The sequence below is a fragment of the Bacillus cereus group sp. N12 genome (genome assembly GCF_016483575.1).
Taxonomy (GTDB): domain Bacteria; phylum Bacillota; class Bacilli; order Bacillales; family Bacillaceae_G; genus Bacillus_A; species Bacillus_A toyonensis.
The window spans coordinates 1-21,485 of sequence record NZ_JAEHBO010000002.1 but is presented as its reverse complement, the minus strand read 5'-3'; the positions used below and the strand labels follow the sequence as shown (position 1 = coordinate 21,485).

Here is a 21,485-nt window from a genome sequence, read left to right as displayed (position 1 = left end):
GGTACACCTTTATTATACAAAAAAAGAGATTGATAATGTTCCAATCTCTTTCAAAATTAATCCAATTCATGTAAGTGGTCTTGTATATACTTCCTTCTTTTATTTATATATTCATAAATCATATCAGCCTCTTGATCAAACGTTTCTAATTTTTCTTTCATATATGGATCTTGTAGTAAATATGGACGAATCAATTCACACAACGCTTCTACTTTCGGCCTCATAAACGAAACTGTAAATTGGTCTTCTAATATTTCTTCTAAAATACTTCGATACTGCTTTCTAAATACAGGTATGTCTAACAATCTTGCACTTAACGTGTTATACCCTTGAATGCGAATATATTCATGATTAAGCGGTCTCCCTTGTACATCTCGCCCCCAAGTTGCATCATAATCCCACGGTATAACTTCAAATAAATTTGTCTCATCGTTATGGTATAGTGCATAGTTATGAACGAAACCGTCAAAGTTTTGCGTGAAAATTACTCCAGCTAACCATCGTAAATATTTATCTACATGTAGAAACTTCCCAATTTCTTTTTCATAATCTTCCCTCGACAAAGTATTCGCTTGAAATACAAATTCACTTAGTTGTTCTTCACTATTTTTATTCGAATATTTAAATTCATAACCCGCAAAGAGCTCTGTCTTAACATCTTTATCTCGCTCACTCATTAATGAAAAATTCGCATCATCATCTATCGCATAATAAATAGAACCACTCGGTAATCCTCTATTTTTCAAAAAGTTTTCATCAACTGATTCTAACTGTAAATATACACCTTGAATTTGACCATTGATTTTTATAAATACATGTTGTGATTTTGGCGAAAGTACACCAATATCATGAAAAAAATCTAAAGATAATTTATTTCGTATGAGTGACGGATCCATAAACTCAGAATTCAAATGAAACTCTTTCGCGCCTTGAAATTTTTTCGGTTTATAAAATACAACATGATAAGACTTTTTCTCAAATTCGCGAATATGAGCACCCCGGTATACGATATCAATGTCATACTTCTTTTTTCCATAAGTTAATTTTGCTGGCACTGGACTATCTGACCAAATATCTTTTTTCAATTCCACTAAGTACATTGGATGAACAAAAAAATCATATGAAGGCAGCATGTTTTCTCATCCCTTCTCAGTTCTCTTCATTCAATGTATGCGCCTTGTCTTGTCCATACATCCGCTATCATCTATTTATATAAAATTACACTCTTGTCCTGTTCAGAACGTCGTCATATCTCATATCATGTTAAGGAAAAAGAATACCTTTTCACTTTAATACATGATAAGGAGGATTTCTATGAAACGTGATATTAGAAAAGCTGTTGAAGAAATCAAAAGTGCAGGGATGGAGGATTTCTTACACCAAGATCCAAGTACTTTTGAGTGCGATGATGATCATCATAAATGTACAACAGGGTGTAAATGTACAACAGGGCGTAGATGTACAACAGGGCGTAGATGTACAACAGGGAATAAATGTCCAAGAACAAGATGTACTCGCGTGAAACATTGTACTTTCGTTACAAAATGTACTCATGTAAAAAAATGGACTTTCGTTACAAAATGTACTCGTGTACGCGTTCAAAAATGGACTTTTGTTACAAAAGTTACTCGTAGAAAAGAATGCGTTATAGTTACAAAACGTACTCGCGTGAAAAAATGCACTTTCGTTACAAAATGCGTTCGTTTTGAAAAGAAATGTTTCTGGACAAAACGATGTTTCTGTAAAAAATGTGTATTTTTCCCTCATAGCCATCATGGTTCTTGTGATGATTCGTGGGATCATGGTAAGGACTGTCACGATGACGGACACAAATGGAATGATTGCAAAGATAGCAGACACAAGTCTTCTTCTTGCAAGAATAAAAAATTCGATCACTTCTGGTATAAAAAACGTAATTGCTAGTTTTTTATGTCCACCAAAAAAGGCCGCGTTGCGGCCTTTTTTACGTTTACTGAAAATGACTTATATCTGCAAATTGTTTTACTTTACCAAGATCTTCATCAAATTCAATTACACTAAGACTCGCGCTATGCATAAATGGCTCTCCCCATACATGTTCAATTTCAAGACCTGCAAAATGTCCTACAAGTAGTTTCGCTGCTGCAGCATGAGTAACTATTAAAATGTTTTCTCCTTTATGCTTTTCTAAAAGAAAGTGTATCCCTTCAATTACTCTTTTATAAACGGCCGCAAAGTTTTCCCCTGATGTTGACTGAAAAAGATGTGGTTCATTCCAAAATAAATGTACTTCTTCTGGATATTGCATTTCCAAATCAGCAATTGTTTGTCCTTCCCATATCCCCATATTTATTTCATAGAAACGTTCATCTTCTATAATTGGAATATCGCGTTCCCCTTTAATCAATTCAGCAGTATGACGTGTTCTTTCGCTTGGACTACTATATATGGCATGGAGTGGTAAATCCTTCATACGCTCCCCTAATTGTTTCGCTTGTAACATACCATTTTCAGTTAAAGCTGAATTTTTCCGTCCTTGCATTCGCTTCGCTACATTCCATTCTGTTTCACCGTGCCTTGTTACATATACAGTTGTTTTCATTTCCCATTCCCCCTTATCAATTTGGTCGTAATTCCCATGGTTCTATTTGCCCCACAATCCATTCATTGCAATTACTTTCAATCCCATTAATTACTCCATCTGATATTTCTTGATGAGTAAGCCACCTTCCGAATGTATCTTCTAAAATAAAACCTAATATAATTCTATGATACAGGCAAAGCGTACCACCTATTTTCCCTGTATTCATACGCGATACTTTACTGCCTAAAATATGAAATAAACTGTATGTCTCAGACGAAAATTCTATCTCCTTACAAATGAGTGATAACGCATACTTTGCACTTGAATGTATCCATGCCACAACTAATGTTATGGGACCATTTCTCTCAATTGTACCTTTAATAGCTATCTTTACTTCGTCATTATTATGATAATCTAACGGAAGGCATGTGATATTTTCTGGTGCAGAACTTGCTCTCTTCACATATTCTAATTTCACTTCATCTCGTCCAATAATAGAAACATGGAATCCTTGCTCACAAAGCCACATAGAAACTTTCTTTAACATCCCTGTTCCCCCGATTACAAGTGCATGCAAATACTCTTCCTCCCTAGTAAAATGTCATATGTGGTTTTTCTTCCCTATAATAATTTAAACGGTCTTGCAGTGTCCCTGAATGAAACTCGAACTTGTGACCGTCAGGATCAACAAAATATATAGACTCACAATCTCTCACATTACGTTCTCTTCCTTGTAAAATATGAACATTATTTTCTTCTAACCGATGTAACAGGCGTTCAAAATCTTTTTGTTCAACAGAAAATGCGAGGTGCGTATAAGATTGATAAATCTCCTTTCTTGGAATATGTGCCTCTTCGTTCAGTGCTATCCATACTCCACATATATTGAAATATGCAAGTTTTCTCCCTTTAACTAATAGTTCTCCTTCTAGCACTCTTTCATAAAACAGAATAGAGTTTTCTAAATTTGATACTGAAAAACAAAGATGATTGATTCCTTTCAACACTCCACGTTCCTCCTTAAACAAATAAAAGATGAGCGAAAATTCACTCATCTTTTATTATACTATTTTTTTGTAATATATGCCCATTTATAACTGAAGTCGCCACCGAACGTATGGTTAGCAATACCATTTACATACGTCTTCTCTAAGTAAGCTGTACTTTGTTGGTACGTAGGAGAGATTGCAACATCTTGACCAATTAAGATTTTTTCAGCTTCTGCAAGTGCTTTCCAGCGTGCTGCGTCATCTTTTAGTAGTTCTCCTTTTGATTTCGCTACTAAATCATCATACTTCGGATTTGAATAATCCATTTCATTAAATGAACTTCCAGTAACGAACATATCAATATATGTCATTGGGTCTGGATAATCTGGACTCCATGCAGATAATGAGAATTCATATTGAAATTTCTTTTCTAAATCTAACTTCTGCTTATATGGTTGTTGCTTCAAATTCACTTTAATACCTGGTAAGTTTTTCTCTAATTCTTCTTTAATAAAGTCGCCCACTTTTTTACGACTACCGTTATCATCATTTAGTAATTCTACTGTAATTGTATCTTGACCAAGTTCTTTCTTCGCTTCTTCCCACAGTTTTTTTGCTTTCGCAGCATTATCTTTACTGTCACGGAAATTTTTATTTACAGTACGGAAGTCTTTTCCATCTGGTCCTGTCGTAAACTTTTCAGGTACTAAGAAATACGCTGGCAATGATCCATCATTCAAAATTACTTCCGCAATTCCTTTTTTATCGTACGCTAAATCAATCGCCTCACGAACCTTTTGATTTTTAAACGTTGCATTTTTTTGATTAAAACGTAGGAAATACATACGTGGGTCTAGCTTCGTTTTAAATTCATCTGGTTTATTCTTTTTATATTTGTCTACAAACTCAGAACTTAAAATGACACGGTCTGCTTGATCACTATCATATAAATTTACCCCAGTACTTGTCTCTTTTACTATACCCACATTAATTTCTTGTAATTTTACAGCATCTTTATCCCAATAATTTGGGTTTTTCTTCAACTGGTAACTTTGTTCATGTTTCCATTCACTCATTGTAAATGGTCCATTGTACAATAATTTATCTGCTTCTAATCCGTATTTATCCCCTTGTTCTTTTACATACTTTTCATTTAATGGGAAGAATGTAGGGAACGAAGTAAGCTCAAGGAAATAAGGTGCTGGTTGCTCTAATTCTACTACCAACGTTTTATCATCCTTCGCTTTAACACCTAATTGATCCGACGGTACTTCTCCTTTATTTACTTTCTGTGCATTTTTCACATCAAATAAAATAAATGCATATTCTGCTGCTATTGCTTTATCTAATGTACGTTGCCATGCATATACAAAATCTTGCGCTCGAACTGGATCACCATTTGACCATTTTGCATCACGTAATTCAAATGTATATGTCTTTTTATCTTCACTAATCTTCACATCTTTGGCCATACCTGGAGTTGGTTTATTATCTTTATCTAGACGATATAATCCTTCCATTGCATTTACAAATACACGGAAAGATACAGAATCTGTTGATTTAGATGTATCCATTGAAGGAATTTCAGCTGTTTCTAGCAAATTTAAAACTTGTTTATCTGCCATTCCCTTACTTGATTCTTTCTTCGTTGTCGAAGCCTTCTCCCCATTCCCACATCCCGCAACCAGTACACTAGTCGATAACGCAAGTGCAGCAATTGTTGTTGTCTTTCTCTTCATTCTTCCTTCCCCCAATCTATATGTATAAGTTAAAACTTGTATAATATATTTTATTATACAAAAGATTCTGATTATTTTAAATATTTATTTTCATAAAAAGAAAAAAAGCGGTCAGAAATTGCTTTCCCTCCGCTTTGTTGAATAGCATTTACTTGTAAGCCATCCTCTATATCAAATGGATTTTGAACTTTAAATATTTCCTCCATTATTTTCAAAAACTCTTCTTCATTTTTAGATTCACCGTTAATCGTAAGTGAATATGGTTCCACTTCTCCCAATTTATAATCAACAATAAATTGAATTGTCACCTTTTTCCTTGGCATCTCAGGACTCTCCCCCTGAAATTCTACTAATTCTAATCCTTCCGTTCCACGATAGTATATCCATCCTGAATTTTGAAAATAATTTTCGAACGATTCACCAATTGAAAAGACTGGATATTCATAAAGCGAGCTTGTACGAACTTTTTGAATAATATCCCGATCAGTTGGGAAAAAGAAATGACTGAGCAAAATACTAGCAACTGCTAACATTGTAACGATCGTTGCTCCCACTTTACTCGTTCCTCCACTATCACGAATGAGATAATTTTCAACCGATTCATCTTTAATTTCACGTGCCTTTATGCGGTATATACGTCTTTCTGCAAATTGATAATATAATCCATTCGCAAAAATCCCTAGCCCGAATAAGATAAAAACGAGTAATAAAAACGTAAGAGGCACCATATTAATGATTGGCAATGCTACGTTGAAGCCCATATAATATGAAAACGCATCACACACTACTAATAACAGTATAAATAGTGCAGCAGGTAAATAATACTTACGATAGCCAAGCCAACCTACATTAAAAATAGCAGCCCAACCATTCCAGCTCCATTTTGCAATTCGCTTATTTTCAAGCTCCCATTTTTTTTTGTAGTACGGATATTGTCTCCCTACATATTCTTCTAATTCTTTGTCTATTAGCGAGCTTCCTTCACCTTGTTTATTATGCAGTTTTTGCTGACAGTTTGCACAATTTAACTGTTCATTCGCACAAGGTTGCCCACAATTTATACATTCCAAAACAATCCCTCTTTCCATTCATACTTCATTTCAAAATACCTTCGTGTTTTAACAGCCACTCTTTCCTCCATAAACCACCCGCATACCCTACAAGCTTTCCACTCTTTCCTATTACACGGTGACACGGAACGATAATTGAAATGGGATTACGACTGTTTGCTCCTCCTATTGCTCGTACAGCTTTCGTATTACCAACCTTCTCCGCAATATCTAAATATGAAGCACTTACGCCATAAGGAATAGTGTAGAGCGCATCCCATACATTTTTTTGAAATGACGTTCCCTCTGCAGACAGTGGTACAGTAAACTCTTTTCTTTTTCCTTTAAAATATTCATCTAGCTCATTTATACATTGATCTATCATTTCATTTGTATTTTCTTCTTGTCGTTCATCAACAAATATAACAGACGTAATTCCTTCTTCGTTCGCTGTAATTTCTAGCAAACCTAATTCACTTTTATAATAAGCCTGGTACATATGTCATCCTCCAATTCAGTTCATACTTAGTCATTGTAACACGAATAGACAAAATTTTTCGTATAAGCGTTTTATTAGAGAAACAAAAAAGAGAATGGTAAAATATAAGAAAATTCAATCAAGGAGGCTGTTTGATGCATTCCAAACTTTTTTCACCCTACACAATTAAGGATGTTATACTAAAAAACCGTATCGTCATGTCGCCTATGTGTATGTATTCTTCGGAAAATGAGGATGGAAAAGTAACGAATTTCCACCTCGTTCATTATGGAACTAGGGCTGCCGGTCAAGTCGGTTTAGTTATGATTGAAGCAACAGCTGTGTTACCTGAAGGTCGCATTTCTAACAAAGATTTAGGTATTTGGGACGACAGTCTAATTGAAGGATTACATACAGCGACAACTTTTATACATGATAATGGTGCAAAAGCTGCCATTCAACTCGCTCACGCCGGAAGAAAAGCTGAGTTAGAAACAGATGCGTTAGCACCTTCAGCAATTCCATTTAATGAAACAATGAAAATACCACTGGAAATGAGTAAAGAGCAAATTAAAGACACCGCACTAGCTTTTCAAAAGGCTGCACTGCGTTCAAAACAAGCTGGATTTGACGTTATTGAAATACATGGCGCTCACGGTTATCTAATTAACGAATTTCTTTCTCCACTTTCCAATAAACGAACGGATGAATATGGCGGTTCATCTGAAAACCGCTATCGTTTCTTACGTGAAATCATCGAATCTATAAATGAAGTTTGGGACGGACCGTTATTTGTTCGTATTTCAGCAAATGATTATCATCCTGACGGGCTAACCGTTCAAGATTACGTTCGGTATTCAAAATGGATGAAAGAACAAGGAGTAGATTTAATCGATTGTAGTTCTGGTGCAGTTGTACCGACACATATTGATGTTTATCCTGGTTACCAAGTACAATATGCTAAACATATTAAAGAACATGCTAACATTGCAACTGGGGCAGTTGGATTGATTACGACTGGGCCACAGGCAGAGCAAATATTAAATACTAACGAAGCAGATTTAATTTTTATCGGACGTGAGTTACTTCGCAATCCGTACTTCCCAAGAATAGCCGCAAATGAACTTGGTTTTGAATTGCAAGAACCGTATCAATATAAGCGGGCTCCTGGGAAAATCAATATGAATAAATAAAACCGAGAAGCCATTCTTCTCGGTTTTATTTATTCTATCGTTGTAATTTCATTTGAATTATAAATGTGGAGACCAGATTCTTCTCGCAGCGCAGTTATATACATCCCTTTCGCCATATCTTTAGCTGAAATTGGTTTATACTTTTTGAAAGCCCCTTTAAATATAAAAGGAATAATTCGAGTTAACTTTTCAGCCATTCGTTCACCAAAACGAAACTCTTGTCGATTTCCAACTAATAAAGACGGCCTAAAAATATGAATACCACCAATCACTAACTTTTGCAATTCCTCTTCCATTTTCCCTTTTACTTGTGAATAAAAGAAAAATGATTTAGGATTTGCTCCCATCGAAGACACAACAAGGAAGTTTTGCACCCCTTGCTTTTCAGCTAAACAAGCAGCTCGTAACGTATATTCATAATCTACTTTTTTGAAATTCGCCTTTGTTTTTGCTTTTTTTATTGTTGTTCCTAGACAACTAAAAACATCATCTACTGCAAAAAATTCTTTATATTCTTCTAATGCCGAATAATCTACTTTCTTCTGCTGTAACTTCTCATGTTGCCATTGCATTGGTTCTCTTACAAAAATAGTAACCGAATCGTAGTAATCTGATTCAAGTAATAGACGCGTTATCTCTTGTCCAACTAAACCACTTGCACCAAGTACTAACGCTGTTCGCTTATTCATATATGCATATACCTCTTATTTTACTTTTCTCTCCTTCAGTGACATGCAACTTTTAGGAGTTTCCTTCTTTTTATTTTACCATAAGTAAAGCACTATGCGTATGCATAGTGCTTTACTTACTCTTTTTTCTTTTCTTTCTCTGGTAATTTCGTTATCGTTGATGCATTCCCTAAATTACTTATTAAGCGTCTTAAAAAGATTAAAACGAAAGATAATGGCAATACTACCGCTAATATCAATAAGATAGCTTCCATTAAATATCCCAAGCGCTCATCCCCCTCTTCACCTTCCTTTCAAATATATGAAAGCAGCGTTGTCACATATGCATGCATTCACAAAAATAATACATCTATATTTGACAACTTTATAACAAAATCAAATCGTAATGATTATTATTTATTGCAACTTTATGAAAGATGTATTATACTAAGTTCGCAAACTAAAACGTAATTATTCCGTTTTGTATTAAAATGATATTTTTCTTCTATAATTGAAGATATATCCGTAAAAAAAGAAAAGAGGAGAACTTCATGCCTAAAAGATTGACTATATTTTCATTCTTACTTATTTTCACTTTAATTTTTACTGGCTGCTCAAATAAAAAAGAAGGTACTGCCAAGAAAGATAGAAAGCTAACTGTTTATACAACTATCTTCCCTCTTGCAGATTTCGCAAAAAAAATTGGTGGCGACTATGTAACAGTAGAAGCAATTTACCCTCCTGGTGCCGATTCACATACATTTGAACCGAGTCAAAAACAAACAGTACAAGTTGCAAAAGCCGATTTATTCGTTTATAACGGTGCTGAATTAGAACCATTTGCTGAGAAGATGGAAAAAACATTACAAAAAGAAAATGTTAAAATTGTAAATGCATCAAAAGGAATTAAACTTCGTGCTTCTTCTGAAGAAGAACATCACGATCACGGAGATGGTCATAAAGAAGATGATCACCATCATGATAAAGACCCGCATGTTTGGATAGACCCTACTCTTGCGATGAAACAAGCTGAAAAAATCAAAAATGCTCTTGTGGAATTACAACCTGACCATAAACAAGAATTCGAGAAAAACTTTGCAGCACTTCAAACTAAATTTACCGATTTAGACGATCAATTTAAAGCTGCTGTAGCAAATGCGAAAACGAAAGAAATTTTAGTTTCTCATGCTGCTTATGGTTATTGGGAACAACGCTATGGTTTAAAACAGATTCCTATCGCCGGAATTTCAGCTTCTGATGAGCCATCTCAAAAAGAGCTTGCTGACATTACAAAAACAGTAAAAGAACACGGTCTAAAATATATTTTATTTGAAACTTTCTCTACGCCAAAAGTCGCATCAGTTATTCAAAAAGAAACTGGTACAACAGTTTTACGCTTAAATCACCTTGCTACTATTTCTGAAGATGATGCGAAAAACAATAAAGATTACTTTACTTTAATGGAAGAAAACGTAAACACATTGAAAGAAGCAACAAACTAATTTACTATATTTTCTAAGCAGCTGAATCTATTGTTCAGCTGCCTTTTTATGTATGTATCCTTGACTTGACCAAAATAACAAGTAAAATTATCCATATTAGCTTTAAGCTATACTCTTTTAGAAGGTGAGTTGGAATTATGAATCTTCACATTTGTGAAGTAACAGCAAAAAATTGGCGTTCAGTAGCTGCTTTAAACGTCGCAAAAAACCAGCAGCAATTTATTGAAAGTAATGCGTTTTCTTTAGCAGAATCATTATATGAAGGAAACGGGACGTCAGTAGGTTTATATGATGGAGAAACACTTGTTGGATACGCAATGTACGGTTGGTATTCAAAAAAACACGAAAGCATCTGGTTAGATCGTTTTATGATTGACCAACAACATCAAGGAAAAGGATACGCAAAACGTTTCCTCCGCTTACTCATTCAATTTTTACAACAACAATTTACATGTAAAATAATTTACTTAAGTTTACATCCGGACAACAAACTTGCCATGGGCCTATATGAATCATTTGGTTTCCATTTAAACGGGGATATTGATGATGAGGGTCCAGTTGTAGGTGTTGTAATGGAGTTACTAATAAACGAAAACACAAGCCTGTGAAAACAGGCTTTTTATTATATATTTATCAATGTTATTTTCTATTTTCCGTTTCTTTCCCTTATGTGTTTCGTTATTGAAATCTAGTACAATCTCAATAGAATGCTCATAAAAAAATAAGCCTGCAGTTGACGCAGACTTATTTCACACACTCCCCAAAATGTTCTTGGAACCATTCTTTATTAATATCTTTACCGATAAATACGACTTCACTTACTCGCTTTTCACCCTCTTGCCACTCTCTATCATACGAAGCAGCAAATAATGTATGTACACCTTGGAACACGATACGTTTATCTACTCCATCGATAGATAAAATCCCTTTATAACGATATAAATACTCCCCTAGCTCTTGCACGACAGCTGACATCCACTCATTTAGTTTTTGTAAATCTAACGGACGCTCTTCACGTAGTACAAATGATTTTACACCTTCTAAATGATTCTGCTCTTTATGAGGATAAATTTGTAACGTATCTTTCGTTTTAAACGTTTGAATTTGTAATAATGATGGTATATCTACCTCACAGTTAGTTGCCTCGATTAGCTTTGCAGTGGGGTTAATACCTTGCAGTTCATGCAAAAGATTTTCCTTTTCACTTTCTTCAATTAAATCTAATTTATTCACCAACACTACATCAGCAAATGCAATTTGTTCCTTTGCTTCTAGTCCCTTTTCAAAATGTTTATGTATATGGTAACTATCTACTACCGTTACAACGCCATTAATTTGGTATGCAGATTGAATAACAGGATCTAAAAAGAATGTTTGAATAATCGGGCCTGGATTTGCAAGACCTGTTGTTTCAATTACTAAGCCTTCAAAGTCCATTTTCCCTTCTGCTTTTACGTCCAGTAATTGTTTTAACGCAACGAGTAAATCTTCACGTACAGTACAGCATAGACAACCGTTAGTCATTTCCATAATTTCTTCTTCAACATTCATAATCAACTGATTATCGATACCAATTTGTCCTATTTCATTTACAATCACCGCTAATTTCTTACCGTGATTTTCTGATAAAATACGATTTAATAAAGTCGTTTTCCCTGATCCAAGAAAACCAGTTAATATTGTTACTGGAATCATCCCTTACATCTCCTTATAGCTATATATGTCTACATTATAGCATATAGAGAAAATCGTTTTTGTAGCAAAACATATTTATTGTTTGTACGCTCCTCAAACTATATAATAATATGTAGTAAGAAAGCCTTTTCAAAATAATAATCATTCATCAAGGAGGTACTTATAATGGAACGAGTTCAAATGGCCGAAACACTAGAATTTTCTCGTATTATTCAAGGATTTTGGCGTTTAGCAGAATGGAATATGACGAAACAAGAGTTACTTTCTTTCATTGAAGAATGTATGGATATGGGGATTACTACTTTCGATCACGCTGATATTTATGGTGGATATACGTGTGAAGGGCTGTTTGGAGAAGCTTTACAACTAAAGCCTTCCTTACGAGAAAACATGCAAATTGTTACCAAGTGTGGAATCGCTCCCCCATCACCGAAATTTCCAGAGCGATATGTTGCTCACTACAATACGAATGCTGAACATATCATAAAGAGTGCGGAGGATTCATTACAAAACTTACATACAGATTATATTGATGTATTACTCATCCATCGTCCTGATCCATTTATGGATCCAAATGAATTGGCAGAAGCGTTCTCACGCTTAAAGCAAGAAGGAAAGGTTCGTCACTTCGGTGTATCTAACTTTTTACCTTCACAATTTCATATGTTAAGTTCATATTTAGATTTCCCGCTCATTACAAATCAAATCGAAGTATCTGCGCTGCAGCTTGAGCACTTTGAAAAAGGTACGATTAATTTATGCCAAGAAAAACGAATCAATCCAATGATTTGGTCACCTCTTGCTGGTGGCGAAATCTTTACCGGTCAAACTGAACGTGCTGTACGTGTACGTGAAACTGTACAAAAAGTTGCTAATGAGCTAGGTGTTACTAGCATCGATACGATTATGTATGCATGGCTGCTTGCTCATCCAGCTAACATGATGCCAATCGTTGGCTCTGGGAAATTAGATCGTGTAAAAACGGCCGCTCTTGCTACAAAAGTTAACTTAGATCGTCAACAATGGTTTACAATTTTTGAAAGCTCTAACGGTCATCCTGTACCATAATATGAAAAAGAAGAGCTGTTTCTTTACAGCTCTTCTTTTTCATATGTATTTCTCGTCATTGCAAATACACACATATCCCTTAATCCATTTTCATCTACCGCAACACTCGCACTTTCTAAAATACCCTCTAATTTAAAACCTAATTTCTCAGGTATCGCTCTACTCTTTTTATTTAGAGCATCACAACGAATTTCTACGCGGTTTGCTTTCAGTTCAGAAAAAGCATAATCCGTTATACCTTTCGCAGCCTCTACCATATAGCCTTTTCCACTAAATCTCGAATCAATCCAATATCCGATTTCAAATTGAGGTATATCCCAATTAATACGATGTAATCCGGCAGATGCAATAAATTCACCTGTTTCTTTCGAAAATACTAGTAATCTTAAATCCTCACGTTGCAAAAATTGAATATGTGATTTTCTAATACTTTCTTCTACTTCTTCCTCTGTTTGCTCTTTCTGTGCAAAAACCATCCAAGGTTTTAATTCTTGTATTGAAGCTTGAATTGCGTCATATACAACTTTACCATCGCCTGGTTTCGGCATTCGAATAAAAAGCCTGTCAGTATAAAATTCAGAAGGAAAATCAAATAATAACGGATTCACTGTAAACACTCCCTATAATTCTTTTATATATAATAATATCCATCTCAAGTTGTACAGTAAAGAAATTTCTGAATTTTAAATGTTTTATTCGTTCACTTCCACCGCTACACGAACTCCAGACTCAATCGCACCTTGAATCCATCCGTGATATAACGTTGTATGATCTCCAGCAAAGAATATTTTCCCCTCTGGTTTTACAATCACTGGTTGTAGCTCAGATTCTTGACCAGCTTGAAAAAGAGCAAATCCTCCAAGTGCATATGGATCCAATGTCCAACTTTTTGATATTCCAGACATGAATTCATCATATACTTGACCACCTAATATCGTTGCTAAGTTGTGTAATGTGTAATAAATACGATCCCCCTTCGATAACCCATCCCATAGTAACGCATCATAAGACCATGTATAGCTTCCTAACATCATAGCAGCTCCTTTCTGTCCAATTCCATAGCTTGGATAATAGGCGTAACGAATTGGCAAATCTGTTATAATTCTGCCACCTAATTGCCCTTGTTCTTCCCAAAATCGACTTTTAAATTGAATGCCTATTTTCGTCGCAGGCATATAATGCAATTCACGAATTGCTTTCCACTTTTCATGAGATATAGAGTCAAATGGATCTACTTCCACAAAACGCATTGTCGAAAACGGAATTGTAACAATAACTAAATCCCCTGTAATACTACTATATTCAAAAGTTTCCTCGTTTCGATAGAAAGCCGTCACACCGTTATCGTGTTGATGTAGCTTCATTAATTTTTGATTATAAATAATATTTTCTTCTAATTGCGGTAAAAAAGATTTTGGTAATCTATCGTTTCCACCTATTATTTCACAAAATCCGCTCTCCTCTTGCATAATGTATAAAAAACGTAACGTCTCAACGAATGACCTTTCTAAAAAACCTTCTAAATCTAATAAAACACCAATCATCTCAATCGTTATTGGTGAAAAATACGTATTATATTGATAAGGATGGTACTTTAAAAATTGTCCTGTAGAGTATCTTCCAAAATCCTTTACTACAACATCCCAATTTTTCTCTGGATTCTTTTTTATAAAATTTATAATGGGCTGTACCGCTAACAATAATAGTTCCTCAGACGTTTTCCCAACTTCATTCATTTCCACAGGATATCTTAAAATACTTGGATCTTTTTCGTATTGTTTTAATGTCGTTTTCCGACCATTTACGTAGATGATATCTGTCTCATTCCTATTAATAAAAGGACTCACCTGTAACCCAAACTTTCTTATATATGCCATCGTTAACGTGTGCGAATATGGAATTCTCATTGCCCCAACATCTAAATATAATCCGGTATCTTCCATTCTAACTGTCTCTATGCGGCCGCCTACACGATTGTTTGCTTCAAAAACCTTCACTTCATGTCCTGCAGCCTTTAATAAAGATGCCGAAACTAATCCAGCCATGCCTGCCCCTACTACAATAATTTGTTTCGGACGTGTCGTCTTATTCAATCCCTTATTTATAACTTGTAACGTTTCATCCATCTCAGTGTTATACATTAAATCTTTCTGCACAATTCCACCCCTTACTTCATAAAGTGAAACTATAATCAGTGGGTGTTCTTCCCCCACTGATTATTAGTTGAACCAATCGGGCTTTTATGGGCAGTTAATCTCCCACCTAACTTCATTGCTCCAGCCGAATTTTGAGGTGGGAGTTTTACTGCCCGTTAATGCGGGATAAAATGCGCATTAGTGGTTTAGTGCATTTTATTCATAAATCCCTATAAACATAACACCATTGCAATTTGAATATTCACTAAAAGTACATAAGAGACAGATCTCACATTTCTTTATGCTTCGTATAATATAGCAACTGCAACGAAGGAGTGGTTGAAAATGAAACAGACTTATGATTACCACGCTACAAAAAAACATCTAGAATTAAAGAAACAAAACTTATGTAAAAAACTTAGCAATAAGAGACTATCTGAAAAAGAACGTGAACAGCTAAAATGTGAAATTGACAACTATGAATATATTTTAAACTTAGTCGAAATGAATCATTATGAACGGGGATTTTCTCGTTAAAAGCGGATATAAAATGATCCGCTTTTCATTTTGAGCATTTCATTACGCATTTTTCGTAAGTAAATATATAATAGGATGTACATTAAGATTGAGAGGTATATTCTATGATCAAATTAAGTGTATTAGACCAATCACCTGTTTCAGATGGTAGCACAGCAATCCAAGCTATTTCACATACAGTTACGCTTGCACAAGAAGTGGAAAAACTCGGATTCACACGTTTTTGGGTATCTGAGCATCATAATTCCGTAAGCTTAGCTGGTTCAAGTCCAGAAATACTTATTTCTCATATTGCAGCGAAAACAGGACATATGAGAGTTGGTTCGGGTGGTGTTATGTTGCCGCATTATAGCCCATATAAAGTTGCCGAGAATTTCCGTGTTTTAGAAGCACTTTATCCAAACCGCATCGACCTTGGTGTTGGTAGAGCACCTGGTGGTATGCCAATAGCAACTCGCGCACTACAAGAAGGAAAAATGGTCTCACTTGATCAATACCCAGAACAAGTTGCAGATGTTGCAATGTATTTACATGATCAAGTACCAGAAAATCATCATTATGCAAATTTAAAGGCTACTCCAGTTATTCCAACATCACCTGAAATGTGGATGCTCGGTTCTAGCGGAGAGAGCGCTAAAATTGCGGCGCACAACGGAGCTTCTTTTGCATTTGCACAATTTATTAATGGCTTCGGAGGCCCAGAAGTTATGAGGGCTTACCAGGAACAATTTCAACCTTCCTATTTAGGAGATAAACCAAAATCAATTGTCGCGATTTTTGTTATTTGCGGAGAAACAAATGAAGAGGCAGAAAAAATTGCTTCTAGTTTAGATTTATCAATCTTATTACTAGAGCAAGGAAAACGTACAACTGGTACACCTTCTATCGAAACTGCTCAAAATTATTCATACAGCGCGTATGATTTATTCCGTATAAAAGAAAATCGTCAACGTATGATCGTAGGTGATCCGACTTCTGTGAAAGAAAAAATAGTAAATTTAAGTAAAGCGTACAATACTGACGAATTTATGGTTGTCACGATTACTCATCAATTTGAACATAAATTAAATTCTTATCGCTTACTAGCAAATGCTTTTAATTTATAATTGTAAAAGGGAGATACATCAACGACGATGTATCTCCCTTTCTTACTACTTATTGTTTTTACTTCCTATATATTCAATAGCTTCTTTTAATAACTCATCAAAATGATTAGGATAATCATGATTTAAGTTAGGCACAATTTTATACTTATGTTCTATATTCTTATCTCTTAATAATCGTACAAATTGCTGCGTGCATTCGAAACAATCTTCATCTTGATCCCCGCATACTATATATCCCTTTATATGTTTATCCTGTAGCACTTCCAGCAACTCATTCCATTCTTCAATCTCTGGAAGCCACGGTGCCATAAAAATAAAACCATCTACATCTATATCTTTTTGTAAAATCGTAAGTAAAGCTACTCTTGCTCCAGCAGAAAAACCACCTATTATTACATTTTCTACTGTATGATTCTCTATAAATTTATCGTAATGCTCTTTTAATTCTTCTTTCCCTCTATGTATATCATCCCAAACAAACCCATCTGAAAATTGAATTTGCGAAGACTGTGGTAACGCTAACGTATAATCTTGTGTAATAACTGATTTCCAATATGGTTCTATTATTCCTATATTTTCTTGATCACCATGCATTGTAACTAGTAGATTTCCCTTTTCCTCGCTGTAAATATATTTCACATCTGCTCGTTCTGTTTTCTTTGCTACTTCTTCTCTTGCTTTACATAACTGAACCATTTTATGAAACTCTTCAAACTTATGTAGTGGTTTTAAATCGTCGTCGGAAATTAAATATTCATTTCCATACCAAAATCCATTCTCTATAATAGCTTCCTTCATTACATGCAATGCTTCTTCTTCAAGTCCTGCTGCACTTGCTAGTGCATATTTAAAATTATATATTTGTGCCTCATTACCTATTACACCTTTAGCATGTTCCATTATATACGTATACGCTTCAAAACTTCCTTTATTTGCATAACAACGTAACGTTTCATTTAATAACTGGATGTAAGTCATACTATTTTTCATATACCAATCCCCCGAAACCGTTTATAATATTTATTTCTCGAACTTGTATACCATCCTTTGATCATGGTATGTACATTGTTATATTGAATAACTCAACCTAACCATACTTGATCCTCAGAATGATATTTAATAATTACTGTATGTATACACATAATACATCACCTCTTCCTATCCAATACGTGTAGTATAAAACTAAATAGACAGAATAGTCAATATATTTTTAAACAAAAAAAGACAACAATATATTATTGTTGTTTTTTACATCTACCCGCTCTTTTGTTTTTTTCTATCCGGTTTACTTGAAACTAAATAATGTTTTTCTGAAATATATAAGTCTCTTTTTAATAGACGATTTAAGTACGGCCCTAGCTTCATTCCGCATATAAGGCGATCTTCACTACCCTCAACAATTGGAAACATTTCTTTTTCTGTTACATATTGATCTACTGCCTTTTGTACGATATCAATTTCTTTAACTAGGTTTAAATTTTCTTCTGTATGTTCAAATACCTCAAGCGTTTCCTTCGTAATAAGAAAAACATTTGTCGGAAATACAGGTAAATACGGCTTTAACAAATCATAATTTACTGTATAATCATCATTTACTAATACTGTATATACGATATTAGCATTTGTCTCTAGAAACTTAGCCATCGCTTGTTCTAATTCATCTTTCGTAATTTCCCGTTCTTCTTTTCCAGTTCTGAAAAAGCGAAACATTGCATCGCCTCCCTTTTACTATATTATAGCATAAAAGAAAACTGAAAAATCACAAAAAAATCCATTGAAAAAATTTTTCAATGGATTTTCCAAAATATATTTATCGTTATTTTAAGAATGCACTTAGCATCCATACATGCTGTTCTAATGTCGTGTGAATTGCTAGTAACATATCAGCTGATGTTTCATCGCCAGCTTCACCAGCAACTTCCATACCTTCTTTTAATTCTTGAATAAGTGCAGAGTAATCATTCACTAAAGTTTGCACCATTTCCTCAGCTGATTCCTTGCTTGTCCCCTCACTGACACTAGATGTTGCAAGATATTCTTTCATTGTCGCTAACGGTTTACCTTCTAACGCTAAAATGCGTTCTGCTAACTCATCAATATACGTCCCTGCTTCATTATAAAACTCTTCAAATTTCTCATGTAATGTAAAGAAGTGTGGTCCTGTCACATACCAGTGATAATTATGTAGTTTCACATATAACACATTCCAGTTTGCTACCTGCTTGTTTAATACTTCAACAACATTTGTATTCGTACTCATACAATCCACTCCTCTTATCGTTTTGTAATGCTTATCTTTTAATAACCTAATTACATTTTACCATACATTTCCTACCCTTTCGAATGATTGGCTCATATGTAACAAAGTTTTAACACCTTTAATATTTCCCTAATATCATACAATTCATGTATTTTTTCAACTACTTCATATGTCTAATCGTCCAAGCTGCTACATATGCATTATAGTAAGTCAAGCTCATCATAGAAGAAAGAGGGATAACATGGACAATCAACAATGGCAAGTAGCAAAGAAAGTTGCTGCTACTTATATCGGAACTGTCGTTGGAGCTGGATTTGCTACTGGACGAGAAATTGTTGAATTTTTTACAGTGAACGGATTATACGGAACAATTGGCATATGTGTAAGTGGATTTTTTTTTATTTGGCTCGGCACAAAGATGATGTTACTTTCATCACAAATCGGGGCATTTTCAGCGCAAGATTTTAACAAATATTTATTTGGGGATGTATTCGGAAATGTTGTAAATACATTATTACTACTCGTATTATTTGGTGTGACGAGCGTTATGCTATCAGGGGCTGGGGCGGTATTTGAAGAGCAACTTCGTTTACCAAGACAACTCGGTATTCTCATTACAGTTATCGCCTGTCTCATTATAGGTAGCCGCGGATTACAAGGTGTTTTTGAAGTAAATACACTTGTCGTACCTATTATGATGATATTTATTATAGGACTTGCTATTACAACCTTTTTCCACAGTACAACACCTATTAGTAATACAATTCCTGCAGAGAGCTGGAATATGAAGTGGATTACTAGCCCTATTACATATGTCGCTTTAAATCTATCTCTCGCCCAAAGCGTTCTCGTCCCGTTAGCCGGTGAAGTAAAGGATCGAAAAGCCATTTTGTGGGGTGGAATTTTAGGTGGTGCAGGACTTTCTTTAATTTTATTATGCAGCCATTTAGCTATCTTGTCGGTCGACCAATTTTATCAATACAATATTCCAATGGCTGAAGTCATAAGAAGATTTAATGCAACTTTTCACTTTTTCTTTGTTCTTATTATTTTCGGTGAAGTGTTTACAACATTAGTTGGTAATGTGTTCGGGATGACAAAACAAATGCAATCTATCACTGGGTGGAAAAGTAACAATATTATTTTCTTCATTTTACTAATTAGTTATTGCTTTAGTTACATCGGTTACAGTGAACTACTCCACATTCTATATCCAATCATCGGATGGGTAAGTATCGTTCTACTTCCAATCATTGCTTTTAAACAACTTCAAAAAACATAAAGAAAGCATCCATTTTATTGGATGCTTTCTTTATGTTCATTCACAATCATCACATATTTCCCAGTACGGTCCCATTTCCAATGCCAAATATGGCTTTAATTGCAATCGAATCATTCGACTAGGCATGCGCTCTAAAACGAATTGAATCCCTTCTTCATCCTCGTCTAATTCAACTTTTGAAATAGCAATTCTTTGCATAGTAGAAATAGGAATTCCATCTTTATATAAAGTGATTTTCACCTCATCATATTCATTAAAATACAATTCAATACTCATTTGATTTTTCAACATTTCATCAACAATTTCATATTTATCATTTTGTTCTTGGATTATATATTTCCAGCCACCTCTATCTTTTTTTGGAGCTGCTTGAAATAATGTCATCAAATCCTCGTATAGCATAAGATAACCCCTCTCTTACTAAAAAACGATGAGTATTTTATATACCCTTTATCTCTATCACTATCCATAGTCATTGTACCATATATCACCGTTCTTACCGTATTCATTTGCTTCATTAGTACTTACAAAATACTTATTCTATCTTCATTATTATGTTTCTTAGTCCGTTACTTACTATTCTACTGTAAGTTTTATTCAACACCTATTTTTTATTTACTCACAACAAAAAAAGGAGAGTGATATATCACTCTCCCTAAATAAATTTCCCTGTAGCTGCTATTGCTAATACTATAATTAAAATTGTAAATAATATTGAGACAATTAAACTAAAAATGGGTAATGCTTTCTTTTCATTCTTCTTAAAAAGTAACTTTAAACTAAGAAGGATGTTTACTGGTACGAGTATAAAATAAAAATATTTAACAATTTGCACCGAGCTATCCGAAAGTGTTTTTAAAATAAACACTTCAATTAGAAACACCACAAAAAATGAAATACTTAGCCAAAATGAGACATAACTAAGCCAAGAATGTCTTTTTGTACCCCAATACACTCCCATAATAATCTCCTTTATTTGTATTCGATATGATTGTAATTATACACAAAGTTAACAAATACCTCTATTTTTCGACAAATAATATGAGAAATTCAGTTTTAAACATCATTAAGCTATTCTCCATCCTCATTCATTATAAGCATAAATTCATCCCAGTTAATGTGTTAAAAAAAAGACTGCCCCAATTGAACTGAACCCAAAAAATTAGACAAATATATTAAGCAGCTACTAAGGATTGAACTCTGTATTGCACAGGGGACAAT

25 protein-coding genes are annotated in these 21,485 nt (G+C 34.4%); 8 read left to right on the top strand and 17 right to left on the bottom strand.

The features are described from left to right. Positions 1 to 56: 56 nt before the first annotated feature. The gene (cotH, locus tag JDS92_RS01155; RefSeq protein WP_000938007.1) at positions 57 to 1,133 is read right to left on the bottom strand and encodes a spore coat protein CotH; all 1,077 of its coding nucleotides are present in this window, start codon (positions 1,131 to 1,133) and stop codon (positions 57 to 59) included. A gap of 181 nt (positions 1,134 to 1,314) precedes the next feature. Here cotH and exsB point away from each other — a divergent pair, with 181 nt between their 5' ends. Further along, positions 1,315 to 1,923 carry an exosporium protein ExsB gene (gene exsB / locus JDS92_RS01150; RefSeq protein ID WP_033662989.1) on the top strand — a complete coding sequence of 203 codons (609 nt, stop codon included), beginning with the start codon at positions 1,315 to 1,317 and terminating at the stop codon, positions 1,921 to 1,923. Between the two features lie 46 nt (positions 1,924 to 1,969). On the opposite strand, the gene JDS92_RS01145 is transcribed toward exsB, so the two are convergent. The 6 genes from JDS92_RS01145 to JDS92_RS01120 all read right to left on the bottom strand — a co-directional run bounded on the left by JDS92_RS01145 (position 1,970) and on the right by JDS92_RS01120 (position 6,839). Next, entirely contained in the window at positions 1,970 to 2,581 is a 612-nt protein-coding gene (locus JDS92_RS01145) for a phosphoserine phosphatase 1 (protein WP_000859191.1), read from the bottom strand. A 16-nt stretch (positions 2,582 to 2,597) separates the two neighbouring features. Continuing rightward, complete coding sequence (locus JDS92_RS01140) at positions 2,598 to 3,140, bottom strand: short-chain dehydrogenase (RefSeq protein WP_097959189.1); 543 nt, start codon at positions 3,138 to 3,140, stop codon at positions 2,598 to 2,600. A gap of 13 nt (positions 3,141 to 3,153) precedes the next feature. Next, a complete protein-coding gene (gene fosB, locus JDS92_RS01135) occupies positions 3,154 to 3,570 on the bottom strand; it encodes a FosBx1 family fosfomycin resistance bacillithiol transferase (protein WP_097959188.1) in 417 nt (138 codons plus the stop codon). Between the two features lie 59 nt (positions 3,571 to 3,629). Then, a complete protein-coding gene (locus tag JDS92_RS01130) occupies positions 3,630 to 5,291 on the bottom strand; it encodes a peptide ABC transporter substrate-binding protein (protein ID WP_097959187.1) in 1,662 nt (553 codons plus the stop codon). Positions 5,292 to 5,362: 71 nt separating this feature from the next. Further along, positions 5,363 to 6,361 carry a DUF2628 domain-containing protein gene (locus JDS92_RS01125; protein WP_106080520.1) on the bottom strand — a complete coding sequence of 333 codons (999 nt, stop codon included), beginning with the start codon at positions 6,359 to 6,361 and terminating at the stop codon, positions 5,363 to 5,365. A gap of 25 nt (positions 6,362 to 6,386) precedes the next feature. Then, the gene (locus JDS92_RS01120) at positions 6,387 to 6,839 is read right to left on the bottom strand and encodes a methylated-DNA--[protein]-cysteine S-methyltransferase (protein ID WP_000283917.1); all 453 of its coding nucleotides are present in this window, start codon (positions 6,837 to 6,839) and stop codon (positions 6,387 to 6,389) included. A 134-nt stretch (positions 6,840 to 6,973) separates the two neighbouring features. Here JDS92_RS01120 and namA point away from each other — a divergent pair, with 134 nt between their 5' ends. Beyond that, a complete protein-coding gene (gene namA / locus JDS92_RS01115) occupies positions 6,974 to 8,011 on the top strand; it encodes an NADPH dehydrogenase NamA (protein WP_199631378.1) in 1,038 nt (345 codons plus the stop codon). A 29-nt stretch (positions 8,012 to 8,040) separates the two neighbouring features. On the opposite strand, the gene JDS92_RS01110 is transcribed toward namA, so the two are convergent. Then, positions 8,041 to 8,700, bottom strand: coding sequence for an oxidoreductase (locus JDS92_RS01110; protein WP_199631377.1), 660 nt, complete (start codon positions 8,698 to 8,700; stop codon positions 8,041 to 8,043). A 116-nt stretch (positions 8,701 to 8,816) separates the two neighbouring features. Next, complete coding sequence (locus JDS92_RS01105; RefSeq protein ID WP_000540935.1) at positions 8,817 to 8,966, bottom strand: hypothetical protein; 150 nt, start codon at positions 8,964 to 8,966, stop codon at positions 8,817 to 8,819. Positions 8,967 to 9,230: 264 nt separating this feature from the next. On the opposite strand from JDS92_RS01105, the gene JDS92_RS01100 reads away from it, so the two are divergent. Both JDS92_RS01100 and JDS92_RS01095 read left to right on the top strand, forming a co-directional pair. Next, entirely contained in the window at positions 9,231 to 10,181 is a 951-nt protein-coding gene (locus tag JDS92_RS01100; RefSeq protein ID WP_199631376.1) for a metal ABC transporter substrate-binding protein, read from the top strand. Between the two features lie 137 nt (positions 10,182 to 10,318). After that, positions 10,319 to 10,789 carry a GNAT family N-acetyltransferase gene (locus JDS92_RS01095; RefSeq protein ID WP_001048672.1) on the top strand — a complete coding sequence of 157 codons (471 nt, stop codon included), beginning with the start codon at positions 10,319 to 10,321 and terminating at the stop codon, positions 10,787 to 10,789. A 136-nt stretch (positions 10,790 to 10,925) separates the two neighbouring features. Here JDS92_RS01095 and JDS92_RS01090 read toward each other — a convergent pair whose 3' ends face one another. Then, positions 10,926 to 11,876, bottom strand: coding sequence for a CobW family GTP-binding protein (locus JDS92_RS01090; RefSeq protein ID WP_097959183.1), 951 nt, complete (start codon positions 11,874 to 11,876; stop codon positions 10,926 to 10,928). Between the two features lie 165 nt (positions 11,877 to 12,041). Here JDS92_RS01090 and JDS92_RS01085 point away from each other — a divergent pair, with 165 nt between their 5' ends. Next, positions 12,042 to 12,944: an aldo/keto reductase gene (locus JDS92_RS01085; protein WP_199631375.1), complete on the top strand. Its 903-nt coding sequence runs from the start codon at positions 12,042 to 12,044 to the stop codon at positions 12,942 to 12,944. Between the two features lie 23 nt (positions 12,945 to 12,967). On the opposite strand, the gene JDS92_RS01080 is transcribed toward JDS92_RS01085, so the two are convergent. Both JDS92_RS01080 and JDS92_RS01075 read right to left on the bottom strand, forming a co-directional pair. After that, the gene (locus tag JDS92_RS01080; protein WP_097959179.1) at positions 12,968 to 13,552 is read right to left on the bottom strand and encodes a GNAT family N-acetyltransferase; all 585 of its coding nucleotides are present in this window, start codon (positions 13,550 to 13,552) and stop codon (positions 12,968 to 12,970) included. A gap of 84 nt (positions 13,553 to 13,636) precedes the next feature. After that, entirely contained in the window at positions 13,637 to 15,100 is a 1,464-nt protein-coding gene (locus JDS92_RS01075) for a flavin monoamine oxidase family protein (protein ID WP_142307072.1), read from the bottom strand. A gap of 324 nt (positions 15,101 to 15,424) precedes the next feature. Here JDS92_RS01075 and JDS92_RS01070 point away from each other — a divergent pair, with 324 nt between their 5' ends. Continuing rightward, entirely contained in the window at positions 15,425 to 15,616 is a 192-nt protein-coding gene (locus JDS92_RS01070; RefSeq protein ID WP_000815495.1) for a DUF3896 family protein, read from the top strand. Between the two features lie 104 nt (positions 15,617 to 15,720). Next, positions 15,721 to 16,722, top strand: coding sequence for an LLM class flavin-dependent oxidoreductase (locus JDS92_RS01065; RefSeq protein ID WP_199631374.1), 1,002 nt, complete (start codon positions 15,721 to 15,723; stop codon positions 16,720 to 16,722). Positions 16,723 to 16,767: 45 nt separating this feature from the next. Here the strand turns inward: JDS92_RS01065 and JDS92_RS01060 are convergent, their stop codons facing one another. The 3 genes from JDS92_RS01060 to JDS92_RS01050 all read right to left on the bottom strand — a co-directional run bounded on the left by JDS92_RS01060 (position 16,768) and on the right by JDS92_RS01050 (position 18,982). Next, positions 16,768 to 17,712: an alpha/beta hydrolase gene (locus JDS92_RS01060; protein WP_199631373.1), complete on the bottom strand. Its 945-nt coding sequence runs from the start codon at positions 17,710 to 17,712 to the stop codon at positions 16,768 to 16,770. A 264-nt stretch (positions 17,713 to 17,976) separates the two neighbouring features. Further along, entirely contained in the window at positions 17,977 to 18,432 is a 456-nt protein-coding gene (locus JDS92_RS01055) for a DUF3939 domain-containing protein (protein WP_000488204.1), read from the bottom strand. A gap of 106 nt (positions 18,433 to 18,538) precedes the next feature. Beyond that, entirely contained in the window at positions 18,539 to 18,982 is a 444-nt protein-coding gene (locus tag JDS92_RS01050) for a Dps family protein (protein ID WP_000106367.1), read from the bottom strand. 241 nt (positions 18,983 to 19,223) lie between these two features. Here JDS92_RS01050 and JDS92_RS01045 point away from each other — a divergent pair, with 241 nt between their 5' ends. After that, entirely contained in the window at positions 19,224 to 20,264 is a 1,041-nt protein-coding gene (locus JDS92_RS01045) for a YkvI family membrane protein (RefSeq protein WP_000370197.1), read from the top strand. Between the two features lie 36 nt (positions 20,265 to 20,300). On the opposite strand, the gene JDS92_RS01040 is transcribed toward JDS92_RS01045, so the two are convergent. Both JDS92_RS01040 and JDS92_RS01035 read right to left on the bottom strand, forming a co-directional pair. Continuing rightward, a complete protein-coding gene (locus JDS92_RS01040; protein ID WP_000965090.1) occupies positions 20,301 to 20,666 on the bottom strand; it encodes a DUF3979 family protein in 366 nt (121 codons plus the stop codon). 253 nt (positions 20,667 to 20,919) lie between these two features. Then, a complete protein-coding gene (locus JDS92_RS01035; RefSeq protein ID WP_199631372.1) occupies positions 20,920 to 21,225 on the bottom strand; it encodes a hypothetical protein in 306 nt (101 codons plus the stop codon). Positions 21,226 to 21,485: the final 260 nt, after the last annotated feature.

Coding starts and splice junctions, on each gene's coding strand:
- cotH (WP_000938007.1), bottom strand. CDS start 1,133: ATGCTGCCTTCATATGATTTTTTTGTTCATCCAATGTACTTAGTGGAA.
- exsB (WP_033662989.1), top strand. CDS start 1,315: ATGAAACGTGATATTAGAAAAGCTGTTGAAGAAATCAAAAGTGCAGGG.
- JDS92_RS01145 (WP_000859191.1), bottom strand. CDS start 2,581: ATGAAAACAACTGTATATGTAACAAGGCACGGTGAAACAGAATGGAAT.
- JDS92_RS01130 (WP_097959187.1), bottom strand. CDS start 5,291: ATGAAGAGAAAGACAACAACAATTGCTGCACTTGCGTTATCGACTAGT.
- JDS92_RS01120 (WP_000283917.1), bottom strand. CDS start 6,839: ATGTACCAGGCTTATTATAAAAGTGAATTAGGTTTGCTAGAAATTACA.
- namA (WP_199631378.1), top strand. CDS start 6,974: ATGCATTCCAAACTTTTTTCACCCTACACAATTAAGGATGTTATACTA.
- JDS92_RS01110 (WP_199631377.1), bottom strand. CDS start 8,700: ATGAATAAGCGAACAGCGTTAGTACTTGGTGCAAGTGGTTTAGTTGGA.
- JDS92_RS01100 (WP_199631376.1), top strand. CDS start 9,231: ATGCCTAAAAGATTGACTATATTTTCATTCTTACTTATTTTCACTTTA.
- JDS92_RS01095 (WP_001048672.1), top strand. CDS start 10,319: ATGAATCTTCACATTTGTGAAGTAACAGCAAAAAATTGGCGTTCAGTA.
- JDS92_RS01090 (WP_097959183.1), bottom strand. CDS start 11,876: ATGATTCCAGTAACAATATTAACTGGTTTTCTTGGATCAGGGAAAACG.
- JDS92_RS01085 (WP_199631375.1), top strand. CDS start 12,042: ATGGAACGAGTTCAAATGGCCGAAACACTAGAATTTTCTCGTATTATT.
- JDS92_RS01070 (WP_000815495.1), top strand. CDS start 15,425: ATGAAACAGACTTATGATTACCACGCTACAAAAAAACATCTAGAATTA.
- JDS92_RS01065 (WP_199631374.1), top strand. CDS start 15,721: ATGATCAAATTAAGTGTATTAGACCAATCACCTGTTTCAGATGGTAGC.
- JDS92_RS01060 (WP_199631373.1), bottom strand. CDS start 17,712: ATGAAAAATAGTATGACTTACATCCAGTTATTAAATGAAACGTTACGT.
- JDS92_RS01055 (WP_000488204.1), bottom strand. CDS start 18,432: ATGTTTCGCTTTTTCAGAACTGGAAAAGAAGAACGGGAAATTACGAAA.
- JDS92_RS01050 (WP_000106367.1), bottom strand. CDS start 18,982: ATGAGTACGAATACAAATGTTGTTGAAGTATTAAACAAGCAGGTAGCA.
- JDS92_RS01045 (WP_000370197.1), top strand. CDS start 19,224: ATGGACAATCAACAATGGCAAGTAGCAAAGAAAGTTGCTGCTACTTAT.
- JDS92_RS01040 (WP_000965090.1), bottom strand. CDS start 20,666: ATGCTATACGAGGATTTGATGACATTATTTCAAGCAGCTCCAAAAAAA.
- JDS92_RS01035 (WP_199631372.1), bottom strand. CDS start 21,225: ATGGGAGTGTATTGGGGTACAAAAAGACATTCTTGGCTTAGTTATGTC.